The sequence below is a fragment of the Scytonema sp. UIC 10036 genome (assembly GCF_009725235.1).
The window spans coordinates 37390-61672 of the sequence record NZ_WJFC01000052.1; the positions used below are offsets into that span (position 1 = coordinate 37390).

19 protein-coding genes and 2 pseudogenes are annotated in these 24283 nt (G+C 42.6%); 11 read left to right on the top strand and 10 right to left on the bottom strand.

Going from position 1 to position 24283, the window contains the following annotated elements; genetic code table 11:
• Positions 1 to 143: 143 nt before the first annotated feature.
• Positions 144 to 1388, top strand: coding sequence for a group II intron maturase-specific domain-containing protein (locus tag F7734_RS24010; protein WP_243147045.1), 1245 nt, complete (start codon positions 144 to 146; stop codon positions 1386 to 1388).
• Between the two features lie 166 nt (positions 1389 to 1554).
• A complete protein-coding gene (locus tag F7734_RS24015) occupies positions 1555 to 2634 on the top strand; it encodes an MraY family glycosyltransferase (protein WP_155747003.1) in 1080 nt (359 codons plus the stop codon).
• 116 nt (positions 2635 to 2750) lie between these two features.
• On the opposite strand, the gene fabG is transcribed toward F7734_RS24015, so the two are convergent.
• A complete protein-coding gene (fabG, locus tag F7734_RS24020) occupies positions 2751 to 3512 on the bottom strand; it encodes a 3-oxoacyl-[acyl-carrier-protein] reductase (protein ID WP_155747004.1) in 762 nt (253 codons plus the stop codon).
• A 145-nt stretch (positions 3513 to 3657) separates the two neighbouring features.
• On the opposite strand from fabG, the gene trxA reads away from it, so the two are divergent.
• The 6 genes and pseudogenes from trxA (at position 3658) to F7734_RS24045 (ending at position 7172) form a co-directional block, all read left to right on the top strand.
• On the top strand, positions 3658 to 3975 hold the full coding sequence (gene trxA, locus F7734_RS24025) for a thioredoxin (RefSeq protein WP_155747005.1): 318 nt from the start codon (positions 3658 to 3660) through the stop codon (positions 3973 to 3975).
• 522 nt (positions 3976 to 4497) lie between these two features.
• Positions 4498 to 5037: pseudogene (locus F7734_RS63785) on the top strand (sigma-70 family RNA polymerase sigma factor); the annotation flags it as partial.
• 63 nt (positions 5038 to 5100) lie between these two features.
• Positions 5101 to 5271: pseudogene (locus F7734_RS63790) on the top strand (ClpX C4-type zinc finger protein); the annotation flags it as partial.
• 463 nt (positions 5272 to 5734) lie between these two features.
• Positions 5735 to 6022: a hypothetical protein gene (locus F7734_RS24035; RefSeq protein ID WP_155747007.1), complete on the top strand. Its 288-nt coding sequence runs from the start codon at positions 5735 to 5737 to the stop codon at positions 6020 to 6022.
• 464 nt (positions 6023 to 6486) lie between these two features.
• The gene (locus F7734_RS24040) at positions 6487 to 6732 is read left to right on the top strand and encodes a hypothetical protein (RefSeq protein WP_155747008.1); all 246 of its coding nucleotides are present in this window, start codon (positions 6487 to 6489) and stop codon (positions 6730 to 6732) included.
• Positions 6729 to 7172: a type II toxin-antitoxin system VapC family toxin gene (locus tag F7734_RS24045; RefSeq protein ID WP_155747009.1), complete on the top strand. Its 444-nt coding sequence runs from the start codon at positions 6729 to 6731 to the stop codon at positions 7170 to 7172. The genes F7734_RS24040 and F7734_RS24045 overlap by 4 nt, the downstream gene beginning before the upstream one ends.
• 21 nt (positions 7173 to 7193) lie before the next feature.
• Here the strand turns inward: F7734_RS24045 and prmA are convergent, their stop codons facing one another.
• Positions 7194 to 8114: a 50S ribosomal protein L11 methyltransferase gene (gene prmA / locus F7734_RS24050; RefSeq protein ID WP_155747010.1), complete on the bottom strand. Its 921-nt coding sequence runs from the start codon at positions 8112 to 8114 to the stop codon at positions 7194 to 7196.
• 160 nt (positions 8115 to 8274) lie between these two features.
• Positions 8275 to 9855 carry a phosphoglycerate dehydrogenase gene (gene serA / locus F7734_RS24055; protein ID WP_155747011.1) on the bottom strand — a complete coding sequence of 527 codons (1581 nt, stop codon included), beginning with the start codon at positions 9853 to 9855 and terminating at the stop codon, positions 8275 to 8277.
• A 330-nt stretch (positions 9856 to 10185) separates the two neighbouring features.
• On the opposite strand from serA, the gene ubiE reads away from it, so the two are divergent.
• Together ubiE and F7734_RS24065 are read left to right on the top strand one after the other, a co-directional pair.
• Entirely contained in the window at positions 10186 to 10881 is a 696-nt protein-coding gene (ubiE, locus tag F7734_RS24060; RefSeq protein ID WP_155747012.1) for a bifunctional demethylmenaquinone methyltransferase/2-methoxy-6-polyprenyl-1,4-benzoquinol methylase UbiE, read from the top strand.
• A gap of 91 nt (positions 10882 to 10972) precedes the next feature.
• Positions 10973 to 12205 carry a DUF445 domain-containing protein gene (locus F7734_RS24065; protein WP_155747013.1) on the top strand — a complete coding sequence of 411 codons (1233 nt, stop codon included), beginning with the start codon at positions 10973 to 10975 and terminating at the stop codon, positions 12203 to 12205.
• A gap of 454 nt (positions 12206 to 12659) precedes the next feature.
• Here F7734_RS24065 and F7734_RS24070 read toward each other — a convergent pair whose 3' ends face one another.
• The 5 genes from F7734_RS24070 to topA all read right to left on the bottom strand — a co-directional run bounded on the left by F7734_RS24070 (position 12660) and on the right by topA (position 20096).
• The gene (locus F7734_RS24070) at positions 12660 to 15170 is read right to left on the bottom strand and encodes an HD family phosphohydrolase (RefSeq protein WP_155747014.1); all 2511 of its coding nucleotides are present in this window, start codon (positions 15168 to 15170) and stop codon (positions 12660 to 12662) included.
• 291 nt (positions 15171 to 15461) lie between these two features.
• Positions 15462 to 16403 carry an ADP-ribosylglycohydrolase family protein gene (locus tag F7734_RS24075; RefSeq protein WP_155747015.1) on the bottom strand — a complete coding sequence of 314 codons (942 nt, stop codon included), beginning with the start codon at positions 16401 to 16403 and terminating at the stop codon, positions 15462 to 15464.
• 73 nt (positions 16404 to 16476) lie between these two features.
• Entirely contained in the window at positions 16477 to 16938 is a 462-nt protein-coding gene (gene aroQ / locus F7734_RS24080; RefSeq protein WP_166482112.1) for a type II 3-dehydroquinate dehydratase, read from the bottom strand.
• Between the two features lie 12 nt (positions 16939 to 16950).
• Positions 16951 to 17115, bottom strand: a complete 165-nt coding sequence (locus tag F7734_RS60840) for a hypothetical protein (protein WP_153021477.1) — start codon at positions 17113 to 17115, stop codon at positions 16951 to 16953.
• A 308-nt stretch (positions 17116 to 17423) separates the two neighbouring features.
• Positions 17424 to 20096, bottom strand: a complete 2673-nt coding sequence (gene topA / locus F7734_RS24085) for a type I DNA topoisomerase (RefSeq protein ID WP_155747017.1) — start codon at positions 20094 to 20096, stop codon at positions 17424 to 17426.
• Positions 20097 to 20617: 521 nt separating this feature from the next.
• On the opposite strand from topA, the gene F7734_RS24090 reads away from it, so the two are divergent.
• Positions 20618 to 22195: an NAD(P)H-quinone oxidoreductase subunit N gene (locus tag F7734_RS24090; protein ID WP_155747018.1), complete on the top strand. Its 1578-nt coding sequence runs from the start codon at positions 20618 to 20620 to the stop codon at positions 22193 to 22195.
• A gap of 86 nt (positions 22196 to 22281) precedes the next feature.
• On the opposite strand, the gene F7734_RS63795 is transcribed toward F7734_RS24090, so the two are convergent.
• Positions 22282 to 22470: a transposase gene (locus F7734_RS63795; protein ID WP_243147046.1), complete on the bottom strand. Its 189-nt coding sequence runs from the start codon at positions 22468 to 22470 to the stop codon at positions 22282 to 22284.
• Positions 22471 to 22655: 185 nt separating this feature from the next.
• Entirely contained in the window at positions 22656 to 24281 is a 1626-nt protein-coding gene (locus F7734_RS24100) for an ATP-binding protein (protein WP_155747019.1), read from the bottom strand.
• Positions 24282 to 24283 lie beyond the last annotated feature (2 nt).

Consider the following 24283-nt stretch of genomic DNA (forward strand, 5'->3'; position numbering starts at 1 on the left):
TGAGGGGTCGATACTCAAGCAGGTGCTAACCGCAAGCAATAGATAGGTAGGATTGAGTCATAAGCGAATGCCCTGCTGTAATGGCAAGGATATGCTGACAGACTCACGGCAATTTGGAATGTAGAGTCACAGTAGCAATAGATATGTCTAAAACACGAAAAGTCATAACAGAATCAATTGAGGAAGCAACCCAACCCTTGAAGGAGTTGCAAAATCATGAAACTGTGAATGACAAATCGATGGTGGAATGGAGGCACGTTAACTGGCATCAGCTAGAAAAACGAGTTTACAAGTTGCAAAAAAGAATCTACAGAGCCTCAGCGCGTGGTGATGTCAAAGCAGTTCGCAAACTCCAAAAAACGCTAAGGTTTGAAGGAAAGTTGAAGAAGGTGCAAACACCACCATCCGTTATTCGGTACGCCGATGATTTCGTGATTATCCACGAAGATTTAACCGTTGTCCAAAGATGCCAGATAATTATATCTGAGTGGTTAAAAGGCATGGGTTTGGAATTGAAGCCATCAAAAACACGCCTAACTCACACTTTAAATAAGTATGAAAATGAAGAACCAGGATTTAACTTTCTTGGTTTTAATGTTAGGCAGTTCCCAGTGGGTAAATACCACTCAAAACAAGGCTTCAAAACAATCATCACCCCAAGCAAAGAAAAGCAGAGGATACATTACGAACGAATAACTAGTATCATCGATGACCATAAGCAAGCGCCACAAGAGGCGCTAATCAGCCGACTCAACCCGGTAATTAGAGGATGGTCAAACTATTATTCGACGGTAGTCAGCAAAGAAGCTTACTCCAGTCTCGATAATCTCATGTATCCAAAACTTAAAGCTTGGGCGCAACGCCGTCATCCAAATAAATCAGGAAAATGGGTAGCTAAGAAATACTGGCAAACCATTGGCGGTAATAATTGGGTATTCGCCACGCCGAACAAAGGTAACAATCTCTTGCGGTTAATTAATCATAGGGATACACCCATAGTTCGCCATATAAAAGTTAAAGGCGAAGCCAGTCCATACGATGGCAACCTAATTTATTGGAGTTCAAGAATGGGCACACACCCCGAAGTGCCAAAAAGAGTGACAACACTTTTAAAGCAACAAAAAGGAAAATGCGCTCATTGCGGACTGTACTTCCGCGAGGAAGATGTACTGGAAATTGACCACAAAATACCCCTAAGCAAAGGTGGTAAAGACGAATATAAAAATCTCCAGTTATTACACAGACACTGCCACGATACAAAAACAGCCGATGATGATTTGGTTGGAGGTATGCACTTGGACAAGCACCAAATTACTGAGGAGCCGGATGAGGGGAAACTTTCACGTCCGGTTTTGAAGACGAGTCGCTCTGGTGACGGAGCGGCTTAGTTTAACAATTTGCTGCTAGTAAAGTCCGATTGATAAGGCGAAACACGGGTCTTCTCGTGTTGTCAACTCAGAAATTGTCAACCTTAATGGCATTGAGCCATTAAGGTTGAGCCGCATTCCTCCCTACCCTACAACGTTATCGGGTAGGGTATCCTACGGAGTTTAGATGAATATACACAACGCCCTTCGTTACCTAGGTATTGCTGAACCCAGTGGTTCCGGCTGGTTGGCAGTAGTTTTTACATTTCTCTTAGCTTATGCAGTTACTTGGCGGATGATTCCGTCAGTCCGTAAGTTTGCCTTGAAAGTTGGATGGGCTGACCAACCAAATGCACGGCGGATTAATCGCGAGCCTTTGCCTAATGCAGGAGGTTTGGCTATTTATGCAGGTGTAATTGCCGCCGTGGTACTTGCCAGTCTCTTACGACCTATTGAACTCGAAAGAGTACTGGCTCAGGTACTCACTATCTTACTAGGTGGTTCGATCTTAGTACTTGTCGGTTTTATTGACGATCAGTTCGGTTTGCCTCCTCTTTTTCGTTTATTAATTCAAATACTGACAGCTCTGTTATTGGTTGCCAATCGGATCACTATGAATGTTTCCTTTGGCACTCCGTTCGACTATATATTATCGATATTACTAACAGTACTGTGGGTGGTAGGAATCACCAATGCTATTAACTTGATGGATGGTATGGATGGTTTGGCTGGAGGAGTCAGTTTTATTTCTGCCATGAGTCTACTAGCTGTTTCAGCCCAAGTTCCCAACCGTGCTGCAGCAACATTAGTTTTGGCAGCATTGGGAGGAGCAGCGCTAGGCTTCCTACGTCATAATTTCCACCCCTCACGCATTATTATGGGTGATGCTGGAGCATACTTTTTTGGTTACGTCTTAGCAGCTACGGGTATTTTAGGAAACTTACAAGCCCCCACAGCTGTCTCTTTAGTAGCTCCAGTTTTATTTCTACTCCTACCAGTGCTAGACACTACTCAAGTGTTTATCCGACGCTTGATGGCAGGGAAAAATCCTCTGAGTACTCCTGGGAAAGACCACCTACATCACCGCTTGCTTGCATGGGGTTTATCTCAACGTCATGCGGCGCTGACTCTTTGGTCAATTGCTTTGATTTGCAATTTGTTGGCTATGAGATTGCAAAATATGAGCTTACTACAGATGTTTGCCACTACCGTTGGCATCATCTCTCTCTTAGGCTTCGTGGTTTTGCAAAAAATACGAACGGCTTGAATTATGAATTATGAATTATGAATTATGAATTATGAATTATGAATTGTATATTCATCATTCAGCATTCATAATTCATAATTTATTCATCATTCAGCATTCATAATTCATAATTTTTGCTACATTACCATTCCGCCATCGACGTTAAAGACTTGTCCGGTAATATATGCTGCTGCTGGATCGGCAGCTAAGAAGCGCACCATCCCAGCCACTTCTTCTGGTTGACCGTATCGGCTTAGGGGGATAAATTTAAGAATTTCTTCAGATTTTAGGTCGCTTGTCATATCCGTGGAAATAAAGCCCGGAGCAACTGCGTTGACGGTAATACCGCGAGAGGCAAATTCTTTAGCGACTGTTTTGGTAAAGCCAATAACTCCTGCTTTTGCTGCACTGTAATTGGCTTGTCCGGCATTGCCCATTTGCCCTGCAACGGAGGTAATGTTGATGATTCGCCCAGAACGTTGCTTGAGCATAATTTTACTCACGGCACGAGTACAGAGAAAGACTCCCGTAAGGTTGAGATCGATGACGGTTTGCCAATCTTCTGGCTTCATTCGTAAAAGTAAATTGTCGCGAGTTATACCTGCATTGTTGACGAAAATATCAACTCGGCTGAGCTTTTCCATAACCGTGTTGACTAAGGCTTCCACTTGGTCAGCTTTGCTCACGTCTGCTTGTAATGCGATGGCATTTCCTCCAGCATCGGTAATTGTCTTGACAACTTCGTCAGCCGCACTGCTGGAACTGGCATAGTTGACCACTACATTTGCGCCTAGTTTTGCCAATTCGAGTGCGATCGCACGTCCAATTCCTCGTGAAGCACCAGTCACCACAGCAACTTTTCCGCGTAAATTTTGCAAATTTTCTGGCAATAAGTCCATTGAGCGTTCCCTTTCATTGTTGTCGCGCTATACATGATAGGACTATCTGAGTGCAACAATAAAAACAATCGTTGAAACTGGGCGGATAGCTGCTAGCAGAGATTACCATTGAAAAATCAAACTATAAAAAATTGGTGGGTATTACATGACTACCAAAAAGCAATTCAACAGCTTTGAAGAAATGCTATCTGGTTCTGATGTTCCTGTCTTAGTGGATTTTTACGCTGATTGGTGCGGACCTTGTCACATGATGAGTCCCATTCTAGAGCAAGTCAACGCCCAACTCCAGGGACGTATCAGGGTAGTTAAAATTGATACTGAAAAGTATCCTCAGTTGGCAACAATGTATCGGATTGAAGCTTTACCAACGCTTATGCTGTTTAAACAAGGTCAGCCTGTAGATCGGATTGAAGGTGTCCTACAAGCACCACAGTTGCTACAACATTTGAATACGTTGATTTAAAGACTTCACCCCACTTGCAATACTTGTCGGTTAAGCCTAAAAAGGCGAAAACACGTTTGTTGGGTTGAGGAACGAAACCCAACATTTACAGACATTTGTTGGGTTTCACTATCGTTTAACCCAACCTACAATTTCCGAGATCTCTTGCAGTATTGCACCCACTTGGGTGACGTCGTACTACTTAACTAAGTACAAATAGAATGGGAGGTAAAAAAGTTGTCACAAATTGTATTTAACCGCCTCCCATTTTTCCGTATTTATTACAAAATTCCTTGTAGGTAGGGCTAAAGCCCACTAAATAAAGCTTTCTATATGAGGTTGGCTTAAAATGCCTTCACATAGGAAATATGGGGCTACACAAACAAAGCCCGCAAGGCAAGGGCTAATGAGATACATCTTCATACAGAAACGATATCAAATCAGTTCGGGTGACTTTTCAGCATTTAACCCCAACCTGTCGTAATCAGTAACCTTTGCTGTTGACTTTGCCACTATTAAGTAGAGTCGTTGAGCAAGTCAGGTGTGTTAGAGCAAAGCGATCCAGAATTAATTTTTTTAGCACGACAGGGAGATAAAGCTGCATTTGGTCGGCTGGTGTTGCGTTATCAGCCGATGCTTCAACGCATTGCGGAGCGAATGCTCGGCGATGAGGATTTGGCTGGCGATCTTGTGCAAGATGCCATGCTGCAAGCTTATCTTTCATTGGAGAAACTTCATCAGCCAAAGCGCTTTAAAAGTTGGCTGTATGGCATTATGCTTAATATTTGCCGCAGCGAATTGCGCCGTCGAAAGGTGCTCGTGTTTTCCCTAGAAGCAATGGTGGGAGATTTAGCTGATGCGCCATTCTTGATTGATGAGAATTCACCTGCTCCCGAACAAGTAGCGGAACATAAAGAACTCCGCACTGCGTTACTAGAAGCGATCGATACTCTGTCTCAAAGTAATCGTCAAGCGACTTTGCTGTTCTATCACGAACAACTTAGTTTACAAGAAGTAGCAGTTCGCCTAAATATTTCAGTTAGTGCAGTTAAGGGACGTTTGCACAAAGCTCGCCATCAACTCAGAGAACAATTGCTACCTCTTCAAACTCAAATTCAATCTATTTCATTTAAGGAGTCTAAGACAATGACCACTAATACCAATATCCAAATCAAGCCAGAACTTTGCTGTTCATTTTGTAACAAAAGCAGGGAACAGGTTAATGTTCTGATTGCAGGTCCACTACTGCTCAATGTCCCGATCTATATTTGCAATGAGTGTGTGGATGTATGTAATCAAATTATTAGCAAAGAAATCCCTCCGTTGATATAGAAAGAACTTGAGTTATTGAATAACTCAGACGAAATGAGTAGCTAAAACTTTTGAAATCGAGTTTTAATCTTAGTTGTCACCTGGACGAGAATTTGTCCGAGTGACAATATTATTAATTCCCGCTCGGCACATCTAAAATAATCAGTTCAAGCGAGTCCATCATCTTCATCTGGTTCAGGTGCTAATTCAAATTTTTCAAAATACAAGTCCTCAGGTTTTTCTGCTCCTGTGTTTCCATAAGCAAATAAACGCATATCTGGTTTTAATGCAACTCTAATATTCTCTGGGAACTGTATAAAGAAATTCGCTCCACAGTTGCTGTTAATTTCAGAACTACAGCAACCATATTGGAAAATTTAGCTAAAGATAAAGCGCATATTGTTCGTTTGAAAGTTGCTGAAAATAGGAACACTCCAAATCAGGCTTTGGATTATTTAGCTGAAGATAAGTGCGAAAAAGTCCGTTTTTTGTTGCAGCTAATACTCAAACTTCTGAAAGCACTTTACGGAAGTTAGCACGAGATATGATGGATAACGTTCGATTGATAACCGCTCAAAACAAAAATACTCCCACTGATGCTTTAGAGACATTAGCGAAAGATAGAAATGAAAAAGTGCGTGTTGCTGTAGCAAATAATTCCTGTACTCCCATCGCTACTCTTAAGAACTTAGCCAATGATAATAATCCTTCTATTAGTACTGCTGCTAAAAATAGTTTGATTAAAGAATATTTATAGAAAATTTATAATTTTCAACTCTTGTCTTGTAAGTTTTCGTGGTAAGTCAGTCGGCAAAAATAACCATTGCTAGTTTGTAGTTGCGATGCATTCGCTAAAGCGCTACTACAAACGGAATAAAAATATTTTACCCGATTGTTACAGAGCCATGTTTTTTCTTGCCAACTTATATTTTGCAAGGAAGCTCACAACCTTTTCTTGCGATTGCTCAACGATTAGCTACCCGGATGCTTTGGGATTAAATCTCTCCAAGTATTATCTGGTTGATGATTTAAGTTAGAATTAGTCATAATAAGTCAGTGAACATAGTTAAATTCTTCTATAGAGAAATGTCAACCCAATTCAACTACTCTTCCCTTCTCCCCTTTGCCTCCTGCCTTTGTCCAGTTATAAAAATTTGAGTCTACCTACTTAGGAACGCCTTAAATCAATTTTGCACTTACATTTTACAGGAAAACTTAAATATGCTGAGAGAAAAAATTAAGGAAGAAATAGATAAGCTCAACGAGGAGCAACTCCAGAAGATTTTTGATTTTATCGCCTTTCTTGAATTTCAATCTAAACAAGTTGAATCCTCTGTTCCATTGTGGCAAAAGTTAACACCAGCAGAACGGGCTAAGGATTTCCGAGAATGGGTTTCGCAACTACCCAAAAGCGGTGTAAGCTTACCTGATGAAGCCTTTAGCCGCGACAGTATTTACGAAGAATGACAAAATATTTACTTGATACTAATGTTGTTTTGCGCTTTTGCAATCCTTCGGATGTACAGCATCGCCTTACAAGAGACGCAGTGTCTTTTTTACTAGAACGAGGAGATGAATGTTTCCTAACAGCCCAAGTTATTGTTGAATTCTGGGTTGTTGCTACTCGTCCTACTGAAGTCAATGGTTTAGGGTGGACTGTAGAACAAACGCGAAACACAGTAGACAGATTGTGTGCTCGCTTCCCCATGCTAGAAGAATCCTCACAGATTTTCTCTCACTGGTTGGATTTAGTTACAACTAGCTTAGTCATGGGTAAGCAGACTCATGATGCTCGTATCGTAGCAGTTATGCTCGTATGTGAAATTACACATCTTTTGACTTTTAATCCCAAGGATTTTGCAATTACATCGAGCATTACCACTGTACGTCCACAAGAATTAATATAGTCATTAAAATAAATTGGTGAGTTAAGATCGCCGCACGTTTAAGCAACACCATTCTTTGCGCTTCCAAAGAGTAGCCACAACCCAACCCTGTTTCTCTAAAGCATCAGCAACAGCTTTAGATTGCTCGAGTAAAATTCCACTGAAAACACCCCAAGTACTCGGTTTGACGATCGCATTAAACTCTGGTGCCAAACTAATAATTACGTCTGCCAAAATATTGCAAACAATACCATCTACTGGTTGCGGAACTAGTTTTGTTAAAACGTCTACACTCCCTTCTGCTACGATTAACCTTTCTGGGCTAACACCATTCATAGCACGATTTTCTATAGTCGATCTCACTGCTAGGGGATCGTTATCCACTGCGTAGGCTTTCTTTGCTCCCAGTAACAGTGCTCCTATAGAAAGGATACCAGAACCACAACCAATATCCGCAATTACCACATCTTCGTTTACCCGCTCTTGACTTGTAAAAGACTCTGGTAGATTGCTCAACCGCATTTCTAAAGATTCCAAACACAACTGAGTTGTCGCATGAGTTCCCGTACCAAATGCTACACCAGGATCTAAAAGAATCATCAGACGCTCGGTATTTTCCGGTACTGGTAACCATGCAGGATTAATCAAAATGCGATCGCCAATTTCCTGTGGTTGCCAATATTGCTTCCAGCTACTTGCCCAATCCTGCTCATCAATCAACTCCCACCGCACCACAGGTATGGGAAGTTCCATACACAGAGCATCTTGCCGCAACCACAGTGACAGCGCTGCCAAATCCAAAAGATGTGCTTGAAACTGGGGCAAATAACTGCGTACTAAAAAATTGCTCCCTTTCTGTTCGCTAGCGGTTCCGCGACAGCCAAAATTTTCCAGACGCCAAAAGATAGACTCTTCCAGCGCAGGTTCACATTGAATTTGTACTTCCCACCACGTGTTTGCCATACAATTTTAGATTTTAGATTTTGGATTTTAGATTGGGAGGATTAAGTTTGTGCTATTGACTATATAACTGTAAACTGTTGACTCTTGATTCAATCTAGAATCCACAATCCACAATCCACAATCCAAAATCTAAAATCCAAAATCCAAAATCCAAAATTAATTACAGTGTTACCGTATACGCATCGCGAATTCCAGGGACTTTGGTAATTTCAGACAAAATCCCATCGGGTAGGGGATCGTCAAGGCTGAGAACCATAACGGCATCACCGCGAACGATTTTGCGACCTACCTGCATACTGGCAATATTGACATTAAAACTGCCCAATAGAGAACCCAATTTGCCAATAATCCCTGGCATATCTCGGTGCAGGGTGAATAACATGTGCTGACTGGGGGGGACGTTAATTGGAAAACCATCCAAGTTAGTGAGTCTGATTTCTCCATCACCCAACAAAGCACCAGTTACAGCATGAGTACCCAGAGAACCAGTCGCTTCTAAATGCAAAGAGCCAGCGTAGTCTTGAATTGCCGCATCTCGCGTTTCAATCACGCGGATTCCCCGCTCTTTTGCCTCAATACTGGCATTTACGTAATTTACCCGTTCCCGCAGTGCTTTGTAAAGCAATCCTTTTAAGGATGCCACAACCAAAGGCTGACTCCTGTTTGTTGCCAGTTCTCCTTGGAGTCGGATATTGAGCAATTCCACCCGTCCACCAGCTAACTGTCCCACCAAGTTGCCCAAGGTTTCTGCTAGCTGCATATAGGGTTTGAGTTCTTCTATCACATCAGGACTGAGTCCGGGGATATTCACTGCTGAACGTGCAGGTAGCCCTAACAACACATCCCGAATTTGTTCCGCAACGTCTATCGCTACATTCACTTGTGCTTCTGTCGTGGAAGCGCCCAAATGGGGGGTGAGAACAACTTCTTTCCCCAACGCTTTTAAAGATGATTCACCCAAGGGTTCCTTCTCAAATACATCCAATGCGGCACCGGAGATTTTACCCTCTTTAATGGCAACAGCTAAAGCCTCTTCATCAATGATCCCGCCACGAGCGCAGTTAATAATCCGGGCGCTGGGTTTCATCTTTGACAATCTTTCAGTGTTGATTAAATGCGTGGTTTCCGGTGTTTTAGGTATGTGCAAGGTGATGTAATCTGCTTGCTGCAATAACAAATCTAGCTCCACCAATTGACAGCCGATTTGTTCTGCCCTTTCTGTAGAGATGAAGGGGTCATAAGCTAGCAGTTTCATTCCCATTGCTCTGGCAACAGCCGCAACATGGGAGCCAATTTTGCCTAAGCCTACAATACCTAAAGTTTTCTTGTAAACTTCAGCACCAACAAAAGTTTTGCGATCCCACTCCCCGCGTTTCACGGATACATTGGCATCAGGAATGTGGCGGGACAAGGACAACATCATCGCCAGTGCGTGTTCTGCAGCAGCGATCGTATTGCCCTCAGGAGAATTGACAACCACAATTCCTTTGCGTGTAGCTGCAGGAACATCAACATTGTCAACACCAACGCCAGCGCGACCAATAATTTTTAACTGGGTGCCAGCTTCAATAATTTCTTGGGTGACACGGGTTCCAGAGCGAATCATGAGTGCATCGTACTCACCAATGATTTCTATGAGTTCCTCAGGTTTTAACCCTGTTTTAACATCTACTGTAGCAACTTGGGATAAGATATCAACCCCAACTTGATCGATTGGATCGGAGACAAGAACCTTAGACATGATTGCTTATTGTAAAGCTGTGGGTATTCCTTAAAGACGGACTTTCAGTTTAAACTGAAATGCTAGTACTTTTGCAGAAACGATTGCTGTAACAAACACAGGAGGCAGAGGGCAGCCTTTCCATCATGGAAGAGGGCTTGACTGAAAGCATTATGATAGTACTAGAAAGTCAGTTGCCTCATAACTATCGAGCAGTTCCTCCCGCATTGAAACGTGACTGACTTTTTTGCCACTCACTCGGTACTATAAACCATCAATCGTGCGAAAACCTATATCCAAAACCTATATATTTATGAAAATTTCTTAGCTTGGACTTTTGAGTGCCGACAAATGACTCATAATGAAATTCGTACCATTTTTGACCGTATTGCTCCTGTTTACGATCGCTTCAATGACTGGTTGAGTTTGGGACAGCATCACATTTGGAAAGACATGACGGTGAAATGGAGCGGAGTTAAACCCGGTGATACAAGTCTTGATTTGTGCTGTGGAAGTGGAGATTTATCTTTTATGCTAGCAAGGCGAGTGAGAAGCACAGGGCAGGTATTTGGAGTAGACTTTTCTTATGAGTTGCTGGAGGTGGCAAGATCTCGCGCTCAAAGTCAGTATCCCCGATCTCCCATAACTTGGATAGAAGCTGATGTGTTAAATTTACCTTTTGACGACGACTGCTTTGATGCCGTAACAATGGGTTATGGATTAAGAAATGTAACAAACATTCCTCAAAGCTTAAAAGAAATACATCGTGTTTTGAAAAAAGGTGCTAAAGCGGCGATTTTAGACTTTCACCGTCCCAGCGATCCTCAAATGCGTGCTTTTCAACAATGGTATTTGGACAATCTCGTAGTTCCCATAGCAAACTACATGGGAGTAAAGGACGAATACGCTTATATTAGTCCCAGTCTAGACCGATTTCCCACAGGAGCGGAACAAATGGAGATTGGTCGTCAAGTTGGTTTTACGACTGTCACACACTACCCTCTTGCGAACGGTATGATGGGAGTGCTAGTGCTTATGAAAGGTTAGTGGTTAGTGGTTAGTGGTTAGTGGTTAGTAGTTAGTAGCTACCAACAACTAACTACTAACTACTAACCACTAACTAAGAACTAATAACTCAATGGATTGGTCTCATCTTTGGCTTTATGTTTCTCCCCCTGTAGCGGGTGGAATTATTGGCTATTTTACTAACGACATAGCCATCAAAATGTTGTTTCGTCCCTACCGAGCAATTTATATCGGTGGGCGAAGACTTCCATTTACCCCTGGATTAATTCCTCGCAATCAAGAAAGGCTTGCTAAAAATATCTCCAACACAATCATGGGGTCACTGCTGACTCCAGAAGAGTTGCAAAATCTGGCGCGACGATTGTTGCAAACCGAACGCGTACAAGGAGCAATTCTTTGGATACTGCGCTTAGGAATTGACCAAATCAAATCGGATCGCGAGCAGAAAACCGCTAAGATTTTGTCAGGAATATTGCGGGATTTGTTAGGAGAGTCTTTACCACGCCTACTTAGGGTACTCGCACGGCGAGAAGACTTTTTGGAAACGCAGGTTAATCAAATTTTTGACCAGATATTACTGGAATTTCAATTAACTGATGAACAAGCAACTCGTCTCGCAGATTGGCTGCTACAAGTCGTTATTCCTCCAGATATAATGCGACAGGCGGTCATTGACTTTTTGACAGATCGCACCATCCAAGCTATTGATGAAAGCTTTCGGGAAAAAACTAGCGGTACCTATTGGGTGGTAGCAAATCTATTTGGTTTGCGGAATACTCTCAGCCGTTTGCGGACTTACTGCTTGGATGAAAAAGATGCTACCAATGCTCGTTTGCAGGAATTGATGCGAGAACTACAGGTGCGCGATCGCCTGAAGAAATTTTTACAAAACTTATCATTACAAAATCTACCAGTAGGTACGGTGCGACAATTGCGAAAAACGACACGCGATAGTGTGCGCCAGTACTTACAAACGAGAGGTAGCGATTTACTCCAAGGATTAAGTGGCTCTGTAGACTGGGAGCATATAGCTATGTTATTAGTTAACCGCCTGAGCACTTCACCTGTTGTGAATGCTTCCTTAGAAGTTGTCAGTAAAGAACTCGCTCTGATTTTAGAGAGGTATTTGGAACGAGATTTAGAAGCTATAGTGGCTCAGGTAATTCCTATTTTGTCAATTGACCAAGTGATTGTTGACCGAGTAAAATCTACGTCACCTGCTGATTTAGAAGCAGCAATTGAAGGAATTGTCAAAAACGAATTGCAAGCAATTGTTAATTTAGGTGGGATTTTAGGTTTTGTTGTGGGGTTATTTCAAACAGCACTTTTATTATTTAGTCAATGAACGCGATTGGGGATTGGGGATTGGAGACTAGGAAAGAGTTATTTTTTTCTTATCTGTTTATTATACGGAAAACTCCTTGTAAGCTGGTTGTGCTCCTCTTCTAGAAGCACAAAATACACAGATGTATTTCATTTTTAGATTTCCCTCTTTTAAATGAAAAATTTTTATAAAACCGCAGCCTGTAGCAGACGAACGCTGATAAATCTATAAATTTATTCTCCTTTCAGGTGGTAAACGCTATATTTTGTCAAAATTCAATGCATCTGTTAGGTGAAGTTTTATAAAAAAGTGATATAGCAGTCCTAAATGATTTACAAACACTTCTTCCTTGTCTTCCTTGTCTTCCTTGTCCTCCTTGTCTTCCTTGTTTGCATCTCAAATAGGATTGCTATAGCATATTTGGTGGGCAACGTTATTTCAATCCAAAATCCAAAATCCAAAATCCAAAATTGGCTTATTTCGACTTAGGATAAGCAATGCGCTTGTGGTGAAATTGTTGCCAAACTTGTACAAAAATTTCTGCAATTTGAGACATTTCTTCTCGTGTTAATCCCGATGCTTCTAATTGTTTGTCTTGCCACTTAGCTCGGAGTATATTATTGAGCATGACTAAAGCTTGTTCTGGGGAAACTTCTTTGAGCGATCGCAAAGCGGCTTCGCAGGAATCTGCTAACATAACGATACCTGTTTCTCTCGATTGAGGAATGGGACCTTCGTAACGAAAATCAGCTTCATCGACTGTTAAACTGGGATCTGCTTGCACCATTTGTTGCGCTTGGTGATAGAAGTAAGCAATTTGCGTTGTTCCTTGATGTTCTGGAATAAATGCTTGAATTAGGGAAGGTAAACTGTGTTTTCTTGCCATCACCAGCCCTTCACTCACGTGCTTTTTAATAACTTCTGCACTTTTCCAAGGGTCTTTAATTTCTGTATCGTGTTTGTTGGGTTCCCCCATTTGATTTTCAATAAATGCCATAGGGTCGTGCATTTTACCAATATCGTGATATAATGCCCCCGCTCGTACAAGTTCAACATTACATTTCAAAGACTTGGCAGCGGCCTCGGCAAGGGTAGCAACAAGTAGCGTGTGTTGAAAAGTCCCTGGAGTTTCAGTCGCAAGTTTTTTTAACAAAGGACGGTTGGGGTTTGCTAATTCTGATAAACGGATTGAAGTCACCAAATCGAAGAGTTTTTCTAAATACGGGCTTAACCCCAATGCCACAATACTCCAAGCTAAACTGGACAATGCAAACAACACAGCATTTTGAATAACTGTATAGTACGGAAAAACACCTAAAGCTGCGCTCAGTAGCAGTCTGAGAACTAGATAAACACCTCCCTGAGTTAATGCGATCGCAACACTTAAAAGCGCTAGTTCCTCACGGGAATGGAGTTTTTGCGCCATGCAACTGCCTAAAATTCCTGCTGCTGTCCCTGCTAAAAGACTTGCTTTGCTAATATCTAAACTTATTGGTAGCAATATCGACAGTAGCCCTATGACTGCGATTCCCAAACGGGGCCCGTAAAAACTACCCAATAATAAACCCACTGCACTCCAAGTTGTGTGTGGCGTACCCAGAACGATCGCTAATGGTGTACTAAGAGTTAGCAATAATATAAGCAGGCGATCGCTTTGTCGTAATTTACACCGACTTCGCCGTTCCAAAAGAGCAAAAAAGCTAACTGCCGCAGTCACCGCTATTCCCACTTGTATCAATCTTTGCCAGTTAATCTCCCGACGTATAAGGTGGTAATGCTCCAAAACTTCAAAATCAAATGCCGTAATTTTTTCTCCCCTGCGAACAATCAACTCACCTTTTCGCACAGTCACCATCACGGGTTTGACACCCGCCGCCGCTCTTGCTGCTATCAGTTGCGTTCGTAATTTATCAGTTTGAAGATTGGGTTTCAGTACCGCTAACAAAAGTCCGATCGCCAAAGGTTCGGTTTCCTTGGGTACTATAGTCTGTACGTGTAAAGTAACTGCATCTTTAATAATGTAAGGAGGAAGCCCTGAGGGTATACCTTGGGTGAGAATTTTGCGTGCAGTTTGTTGGATTCCCGCTTGTGTCTTTGCCCAATCATCATCTGAGATGTCAAGAAGGGAAACTGCTTCATAAACTGTTTCGGGTTTAGCCCCTATCAAGTCAGAAAGTTTCGTATTTGCTTGGGCATAGCCTTGACGGACTTTAATAATTTGAGCGATGAGAGAAGATAAGTTTTGATCTGATGTTGATAAATGATATGTTTCTAATTCCTGCACGGCTTGGGCAAAGTCAGGGTTTTGGAACAAATTGTTGGCTTTTAAATCCTCTGTTCCCAGGTTACGATGTTCTTTATGTGATAGCCCTTGCTTGTGTTTTTTATTGTTGTTGACAGCAATTAACAGCGCTTGCCATTCCCAATGAGAACACGAGCGCAGGTAACGCTGGGTTGATACAGATAAAATAAAAGTATCAAAAAACGGAAAAGCTCCCAGAGATGAGCGAATGCTGTTGCCTTCACTCAAAATTTGTTGTAAATTTTGATAAATTTCTTCATTAATTTGTGGATTTACCATTAAGACGGGTGCGGAGCTTGTGCTGGCTGCTTTTCGCTGTTCTTCTGTTTTTTTCTTGTCCTCAATTCTGGCTTCTTCGGGTGCTCTAATGGTTTGTGGCGCAATAGCCCCAATTTGCAACTGCGGTTGATTATATAATTTTTGTCCTAAAACTCCTGTCAGTGATAGGACTGCGATCGCAAAAATAACAGGGGAACGTTTTCCGTTCAGACAACTCAGAACAACTGTATAAACCCTATGTTCCCTTTTAACCGTCTTTTTAGTTGATCTTGCCAAGCTTAATGTTTGATGTTTGTCTGTCTCATTTTTGTCGAACACATAGAACTGATGGCGTAACTCTTTGTAATGTTGCCGCCATTCAATCAATTTCTGGGTCACGGACAAAAAAAATTGCTGCGTTTTCATTTCCTATGACCGCAGTTCCTTACGTTATCAAATTAAAACAACACCATCCGGATCGGAAACACACTTCAAGCAGATTTGTCACAATGGCTCCAAGAGAATTACGATTTTGGTTTTTGGATTGAGACTTGAGTAAAGCCTTGTTTAGGGTTACTTACACCTCACTATGTATTGCGTTCTTTTTTTATATAAGTAAAAGCACTCTTGTACTAGTATTCAAATATACTGTATTTTGGTAAAATTTGTTTGCTTGTGTTGGAATATACGTCACAGTATAAAAGTATGGGAATAGAACTAGCGCAGCCGAATGACGCGAGGGGCTGCTATTGCTTGTAAGGACGACTTGAAGCTCGGCCCCACTAAACTCTTTTCTTCCCCAAACTCATTTGAATCACGACCAATATCATACACTCCTGACCACACTGCCATTAGTGTGTTTGTTAATCTTAACATATTATCAGAGTTAGCCATTTGCCACTTTTGAGCTAAATTTGAACGCTCAAGAGAGATTTGCCAAGTCACGGGAATACCTGAATTGCTGTTATACGCTCCTGATAAAGCACCCGTTACTGTACCAATGGTTTTTGAGTAACGACTCAACCTATCTGCTCGTAAAACTGAGAGACGAAAGTCTTCTAAAGTACTGAGAAAACAGTAAAATGCCATGGCTATGACGTTTCCTGGCTTTTCTTCTCTGGTTAACTCAGCTTGGGCGCTGTCTAACCCCGCTCCACTCTCTAATAAATTCTTAACTTTTAATAATTGTTGTGGCAACCTTGTTGGTGTTTCTCCCAGAAAGGAAATGGTTTGGGGGATAAGGGTAGCCCGAGTCTGTTTTTCCGTCAGAGATTGAGCGATCGCGTAACCCACCGCTAGCATGCCATCTCTGATAATTGGCTCTGTCTGCCAAAATTCTGCAAGTGCTATCAAATTTTGGCGTAACTTTATTGAATTTTCATGAAAAAACAGCACCACTGGTAGAACGGCGGGAATAACTGACAAACTATCTTCTAACTGTATTCCTTGCTCTTGCTTGCACAAGCGATCGCTAGTTTCAAGACGCGAAAACGCAATCAAAGTTTCGGTGTAAGAAGTTGCTACTTCACTCCAATGTGAAACCTCTTTCGAGCACACTTGTACATTTTCAGAAAAATCTTTATTCCTGAAAGCTATGTTTTCCCCAATAATTGCCCCTAGTAAAACCCCATAGCAGCGATTTAAAAGTGAATAACGCATAAAAAATGATGAATTATGAATTATGAATGATGAATTATGAATCATTTAGCATTCATCATTCATCATTTATCATTCATAATTTTCTTATGTGGTACACTAACGCTTGTAAGCCCAACGTATAGCTTCTCACACCAAATCCGCTAATTTGCCCAATAACTACTGGAGCTATGTACGAGTGATGGCGAAACTCTTCCCTGCGGTAGATGTTACTCAAATGCACTTCTACTGTCGGTAAATTAACAGCAGCGAGCGCATCTCGTAACGCCACACTTGTATGGGTGTACGCGCCAGCATTAATCAAAATCCCATGATGTTGCCCCAGTGCTTCATGAATAGCGTCTACTAAAGCACCTTCATGGTTTGATTGTATTGGATAAATTTTTGCTTGCACTTTTTCACCTTCATCTTCCAAAATCTGATTGATTTCGGCTAGTGTCAGCGCACCATAAATTCCTGGCTCTCGCTGTCCGAGAAGATTAAGGTTAGGTCCGTGCAATACTAGAATACTCAGGTAGGTTGATGACAAGCCTTGCACCTTGTGTTGTTGTTATCTACGGCGCGAACGGTCCTCTACCGGAATTGGAATCAATTCCGGTTCTGGCTCTGCGGCTGGTCCCAGAAGAGCTTCTATCAACTTTTGTGCCAGTTCCCTAAGTTTTTCTAGCAGGTTTTCTATATAGTCCATTGAACTGAACGCTCCTAAGCTACTCATTCAATATGTTTATTATTACACGGAGAAACTGGAGTATCTTTGCACTTTTGGCTGATAGATATGTTTCTCCCATACCCTTCTAATTGGGTATGCGCCATCTTAGGATGTAACCTGTATTTTATGTACTCGACGCCCCGATTTTTGGCTGTGTTGCTATTTTATCAGAAAAATTGGTTGGTGGTTAGTGGTTAGTGGTTAGTGGTTAGTGGTTGTTGGTTGGCCCTTATAATAAATAGCAAGGGCACAAGGTCAAGCGCCCCAACTAACAACTAACGACTAACAACTAACAACCAACAACCAACCACTAACTAACTCGCCTTCTTCGTTTTTTTGCCAGTGGTGGTTGAGGACTTGGTAGAAGATTTAGAACTGGAGGTTGTTGATTTACTCGTTGTTTTGCGAGTAGATTTTCCAGCTTTTCCAGTTGAGGCTTTAGATGCCAATAGCTCTAAGGCAGAGGTTAGGGACATATCCTCTACCGTTTGACCTTCTGGAATTCGCACATTGGTTTTACCATGCTTAATATATGGTCCATAGGGACCTTTGTAGATGTTAACTGGTTCACCATCTTCTGGGTGAGGACCTAATTCCTTTTCAGCTGCTTTAGATTTGCTACTGGAAGAACTACGCCCCTTTTTTGGTTCCGACAACAATTCCAAAGCACGTTCTAGCGTTATTGTCAACACATTATCGCCAGCTTTTAGGGAGCGATATTCTTTTTCGCCACTTTGGTTGTGAACAACGTAAGGACCGAAGCGTCCCAGGTTCGCTTGGATTTCAGCACCCGTGGCTGGATGAAGTCCTAATTTCCGAGGTAGAGCCAATAAACCAATTGCGACTTCAAGGGTAATATTTTCGGATGTAACTCCTTTGGGTAGGGATGCTTGTTTTGGTTTGGGGTTTTCTTCCGATTTGTCACCCAACTGAACGTAAGGTCCGTAAGGTCCAATTTTCAGGTAAATCGGTTCGCCTGTTTCTGGATGAGTTCCAATTTCGTCGGGACCGACGATTTTTTGTCGCAGGATTGTTTCTACTTTTTGCGGATCGAGGTCGGCTGGTGTCAGATCTTTAGGAATTGAGGCGGTAACAACCTCATCTCCATTTTCTTTTTCTATATAAGCACCGTACTTTCCAATCCGAACTTTGACATCTAAATTTTCCAGTTCTACTGTCCGGGCTGAATTGGCATCAATTTGGTTTTCTTTTTCCTTAACTTGGGTTTCTAGACCTTTGTCTCCAGAATAGAACGATCTCAAGTAAGGTAGCCATTGTGCTTCACCAGTAGCGATGTCATCCAATGTTTGCTCCATCTTGGAAGTAAAGCTTGGATCGACGACATCGGGGAAGTACTTTTCTAACAACTCTGTGACAGCAAAAGCGGTGAAAGTTGGGACAAGCGCATTACTCACCAACTGAGCGTATCCTTTATCAATAATTGTGCCAATGATGCTGGCATAAGTACTCGGACGCCCGATCCCTTCGCTTTCTAAAGTTTTTACCAAGGTTGCTTCAGTATATCTAGCTGGTGGTTGAGTTTCGTGACCTACAGCTTCTAATTCTTGGCAGTTGGGGCTATATCCTACTTTCAAATTAGGTAGAATAACTTCCTGGTCTTCAAGAGCTGCTTCTGGATCGTCAGAACCTTCAACGTAAGCACGGAGGTAACCGGGAAAATCAATGCGTTTGCCAGAAGAACGGAAACCCGCATCTTCAACTTGTAACTGCACGACGATTTGGGTTTGACGGGAATCTGCCATTTGAGAAGCAACAGTCCGCTTCCAAATCAAATCATACAACTGCAGTTCCCGACCGCTCAAACCGGTTTCTTGGGGTGTGCGGAAGTTGCTACCCGCAGGACGAATGGCTTCGTGTGCTTCTTGCGCTCCTTTGGATTTGGTCGTGTACTGTCGGGGTTGGGGGCTGAGGTATTCCGAACCGTAACGGTTTTCTACACACTGACGAGCAGCAGCAATGGCTTGATCTGACAAATGAACTGAGTCTGTACGCATATAGGTGATGTAACCTTGCTCGTACAAACTTTGAGCAGTCCGCATGGTGTCCCGTGCTGAAATACGGTATTTGCGGTTGGCTTCTTGCTGGAGGGTAGAAGTGGTAAATGGTGGTGAAGGTTTGCGCGTTACGGGGCGTTCTTCAACCTCTGTGACTTTCCAGGTTTTGCCTAAAAGTTGTTCTCTAAGGGCTTCGGCTTGTTCTTGATTGAGCAAAACGACATTGCGATCGCGACCGATCGTTCCTGTCGCCGCATCAAAGTCGCTGCCATTAGCTACCCTCACCCCTTGTAATGTAATCAGTTGAGAGGCAAATGCCGCTCCTTTGGTTGAAGAGGGGGGGGTCAGCGTTGCTTTCAAATCCCAGTACGAACCTTGACGGAAAGCTCGGCGCTGACGTTCTTTTTTCACCAAAAGCCGCACGGCTACAGATTGTACGCGTCCTGCTGAGAGTCCCCAAGCAATTTTTTTCCACAGCAAAGGAGATAGGGTATAACCCACTAGCCTGTCCAAAATCCGCCGCGTTTCTTGGGCGCGAACTAGCTGTTCATCAATATTACGGCAGTTTTTTAAAGCTTTTTTAATGGCGTCTTGAGTAATCTCGTGAAACACCATCCGCTTTGTGGGAACCTTTGGCTTGAGCAACTGGTATAAGTGCCAACTAATGCTTTCACCTTCCCGATCTTCGTCTGTAGCCAGAATCAGTTCATCGACTTCTTTGAGAGCGTCTTTAAGTTGAGTAACAACTTTTTTCTTATCTTTAGGGATAATATAGAGCGGCTCAAAGTCGGCGTCTACATTTACCCCAAGTTGCGCCCATGCTTCTCCCTTGACGTTAGCAGGAATATCACTAGCTGATTGGGGTAAGTCACGCACGTGTCCCATCGACGCTTCCACCCGGTAATCGGCTGGAAGGTAGTTGCGAATGGTACGAGCTTTGGTCGGAGATTCGACGATGACGAGAGTTGACATGGAAATTACAAAAAAAGAATAGCTGTTCGGCTAAATAATCAATTGAAAGAAATTATGAAGAGCGTATCAGTCTAACTCGACCTTACGCTCTGGGATTATGCATCTAATCCTTACACAAACTGTCTGCTGGGTTTGAAATTTCAGACCTGCTTGTTGGCAAAGCCGATCCCAACGGGAGGGGCGGGTTTAGCAGGGGTTAGAATTTCCAGTTATTTTAATCTTTAACTTATAATTGGCATTTTTGACGAGTGCGTTTTCACAATCCCCCCAAGGTTCTATATTAAGCCTATTGCCAGCCCAGAGCGCAAGGTAGAAGCCCTTCTGCCTTGTTCAGAAGGAACAAGCACAAATTGTACGAGAACGATAGCACATTTTATCTGCCCGGTTAAACTTAAGCATAATTTAACTTAATGGTAGAGATAGATTAACGAACCTAACAACTGTTGGTGCAACGATAGCAATCTTAAATAGAATGAACACAGTAGGATCTGAATGCCTAATAACCAAAACCTGCATAGCTCATGGATTTTGCTAATCTTGCCTCCCAGTTAAACGCTGGAACTATATTGCCAGAGGGAATTGTCATTCTTACCCTTTTGGGGGTTTTGATTGTTGACTTAATTCTAGGGCGGACATCCTCGCGCTCGATTGGATATCTAGCGATCGCGGGTTTGTTGACTTCTATCGTCGCCCTGTATTTCCAATGGGATAACACAAATCCCAGTTCCTTTCTTGGTGCCTTTAATAGTGATGACCTCAGCATCGTCTTTCGCGGTATCATTGCTTTGTCTGCTGCGGTGACGATTTTGATGTCAATTCGCTATGTCGAACAAAGCGGAACTGCAATAGCCGAGTTCATAGCGATTTTGCTAAGCGCTACCCTTGGAGGAATGTTTTTATCAGGGGCTAGCGAGCTAGTGATGATCTTCATCTCCCTAGAAACCCTAAGTATTTCCTCTTATTTGCTCACAGGCTATACAAAGCGAGACCCCCGTTCTAATGAAGCAGCACTAAAATATCTGTTGATTGGCGCTTCAAGCACAGCAGTATTTTTGTATGGGGTTTCGTTACTGTACGGCTTATCCGGCGGACAAACACAATTGAGTGCGATCGCCAATGGAATTGCCACCTACGGATTCGGTCAATCTCTGGGCTTAGTCATTTCCTTAGTGTTTGTTATTGCAGGAGTTGGTTTCAAAATTTCTGCCGCACCCTTCCACCAGTGGACGCCCGACGTTTACGAAGGCGCACCCACGCCAGTGATTGCTTTCCTATCTGTTGGTTCTAAAGCTGCTGGATTTGCTCTAGCTATCCGCCTGCTGACGAGTGCCTTCCCCCTAGTAACTGAAGAGTGGAAGTTTGTCTTCACAGCCCTCGCCGTTTTAAGTATGATTTTGGGTAACGTAGTCGCCCTAGCCCAAACCAGCATGAAACGGATGTTGGCTTATTCTTCCATTGCTCAAGCCGGATTTGTCATGATTGGCTTGGTAGCAGGTACTGAGGCTGGATATTCCAGTATGATTTTTTACCTGTTTGTCTACCTGTTCATGAATTTGTGCGGTTTCATCTGCGTGATTCTCTTCTCTTTACGGACAGGAACAGACCAAATTGTAGAGTACTCTGGTTTGTATCAAAAAGACCCACTCCTTACTTTAGGATTGAGTATTGCTCTGCTGTCACTTGGTGGTATTCCACCACTAGCCGGATTTTTCGGTAAAATCTACTTATTCTGGGCTGGTTGGCAAGCCGGACTGTACGGTTTAGTCTTACTTGGCTTAATCACTACTGTAGTTTCCATCTACTATTATATCCGTGTCGTTAGGATGATGGTAGTTAAGGAACCTCATGAGATGTCTGACGCAGTTAAGAACTATCCAGACGTGCGTTGGAATCTACCCGGTTACAGACCCATGCAAGTCGGATTAATTGCGACATTAATTGCCACTTCCGTAATTGGAATTTTATCAAATCCTATCTTCACACTGGCTAATAATTCGGTTGCTAACACTCCCATTTTGCGATCGATTACACATCCAACTGTGAAAGCGGAAATTACTCCTACCTTAGTAGAAGAAAATTCCATCAGTCTCAACCCGTAATTTGGTTGACACCGATCCCTCACCTCGATCCGGTGGCTCCACCTCACCCCGTCACCTCGTTCCCAGCCTCAGGCTGGGAATGCCTATTAGGAGGCTCCGCCTCCCGTACTCAACAGGTGCAAGGCAAAAAAGTAGTTGCCAAAGGCTGAGTATCCCACAATGGCTCCATTCCAATCTCTAGCTATCTCATGATTGCAATTAGGACAAACAAACTTTTTGTTTCCTCCCAACTTTTCATGAACGTGTCCGCACTGTGTATTCTTCTGTGACATCATGCACAACGCAACCTCGCTTTAATGCGTGGAATTTGAGAGTCTGTTTGAATCTATAGTGCGACCATGTAAGCATATTTCTTGCTGTTTTAGAAGTTAGCTTACGTTTTTTCTTCACCACCATTTGAGAGGTTTCAAATGTTGGTAAGAAGATGTGTTGGTAGTTTTTTGTTAAGGTTGTTTCTAGTTCATTGAAATCTTTGAACGAGTGCGGCAATTGCAGTGACCAATTTAGAAGGATCGACTGGTTTAGCCATATACAGTTGAAATCCAGCTGTTAAAACTTGTTGTTGTGTCGCCTCGCCAGCGTAAGCAGTTAGAGCGATCGCGGGGATTTGCCCTCCTCGATCTGGGCTAAGCGATCGCAGTTTCTGGATTAAAGTGTAACCATCAACTTCTGGCATACCTAGATCGCTCAACAGCAAATCCGGCTTTGACTGTGCTATTGCAACGAGTGCTTCATTGGCTGATGTTGCGGTTGTGACAATTGCTCCCTGGTGTTCCAGTAGAAAGGCTAAAAACTCACGTGTATCAGCCTCATCATCCACAACTAACACTCGTATCCCTTCTAGCGGAGTGCAGAGCATAGAATATGGATAAGAATTGTTAAGTACCTTGCTATCTTCCCTTGCTAACTCATAACTCTGTTGCAGCACTGGCAAACAAACTGTAAATGTTGCGCCTTGTCCTTCTCCAAAGCTCTCTGCCCAAACTCTACCACCATGTAACTCAACAAGTCGGCGTACAATCGCCAAACCCAGCCCCAGTCCACCTGACCTGCGGGTAATGCTACTATCTGCTTGACGGAAATACTCAAATACGTATGGCAAAAAGTCAGAAATAATACCTTGACCCGTATCCCTGACTCGAATTTGTACCTCAGATTCAATTTGTTCTAAGTAGACTTCCACCTCTCCACCAGATGGTGTAAATTTGACTGCGTTAGAAAGCAGATTCCAAATAACTTGTTGAAGACGATTGCTATCACCCTTTACCCATCCAATTTTTGGATTCAGATTCAGATGAATTTGAATTGATTTTGCTTCTGCTGCCAATCGCACTGTCTCTAAGGCGGCTTCAATAATAGAAACAAGATTAACGATTTCTAAATTAAGCGCTAGTTTACCCCGAAGAATGCGGGAAATATCCAACAGATCGTCAATCAATTGCACCTGTAATTCAGCATTGCGTTCGATGGTTTCAATGGCACGCAAGCTAGTAACCTCGTTCAATGAACGTTTTTTTAATAGCTTTGCCCAACCCAAAATTGGATTCAGAGGAGAACGAAGTTCATGAGAAACTATTGCGAGAAATTCATCTTTGATGCGGTTCGCTGTTTCAGCCGCTTCTTTTGCTCGTTGGTATTCTTTCGCTACAGCCAACGCCCGATCTCGCAAGTTCCTATATTCCTGAACTCGGAACGTTAGATCGGTGACATCTTGAATTGAGAAAAGGGCATAAAACCCATCTCCATCCAATGCAGGTACAGCAGTTACTGTGGTATGCTGAATGCGGTATTTATCTTGTGCTACGGGTACGGGAATGACATATTTATGCAATTGAGAAGAAAAGATTGTGGGGGGTCCACCCTCAAAAATTTGGTGCAGGCGGCTAGCGTAACGGGGTTGATTCAGATGAGGAAAATAGTCATAAATAGAATTTCCTAAAATCTTACTTCTCGGGATTTTTGTCCATTCCTCTAAACAGCAGTTCCAGAATAAAACAGTGCGGTCTGAATGCAATACAAAATTTCCCAAAGGAATTCGATCTAAAAGGCTAAACTTTTCCTGTGCTTGCTCAACTTCGTTTTTCATTT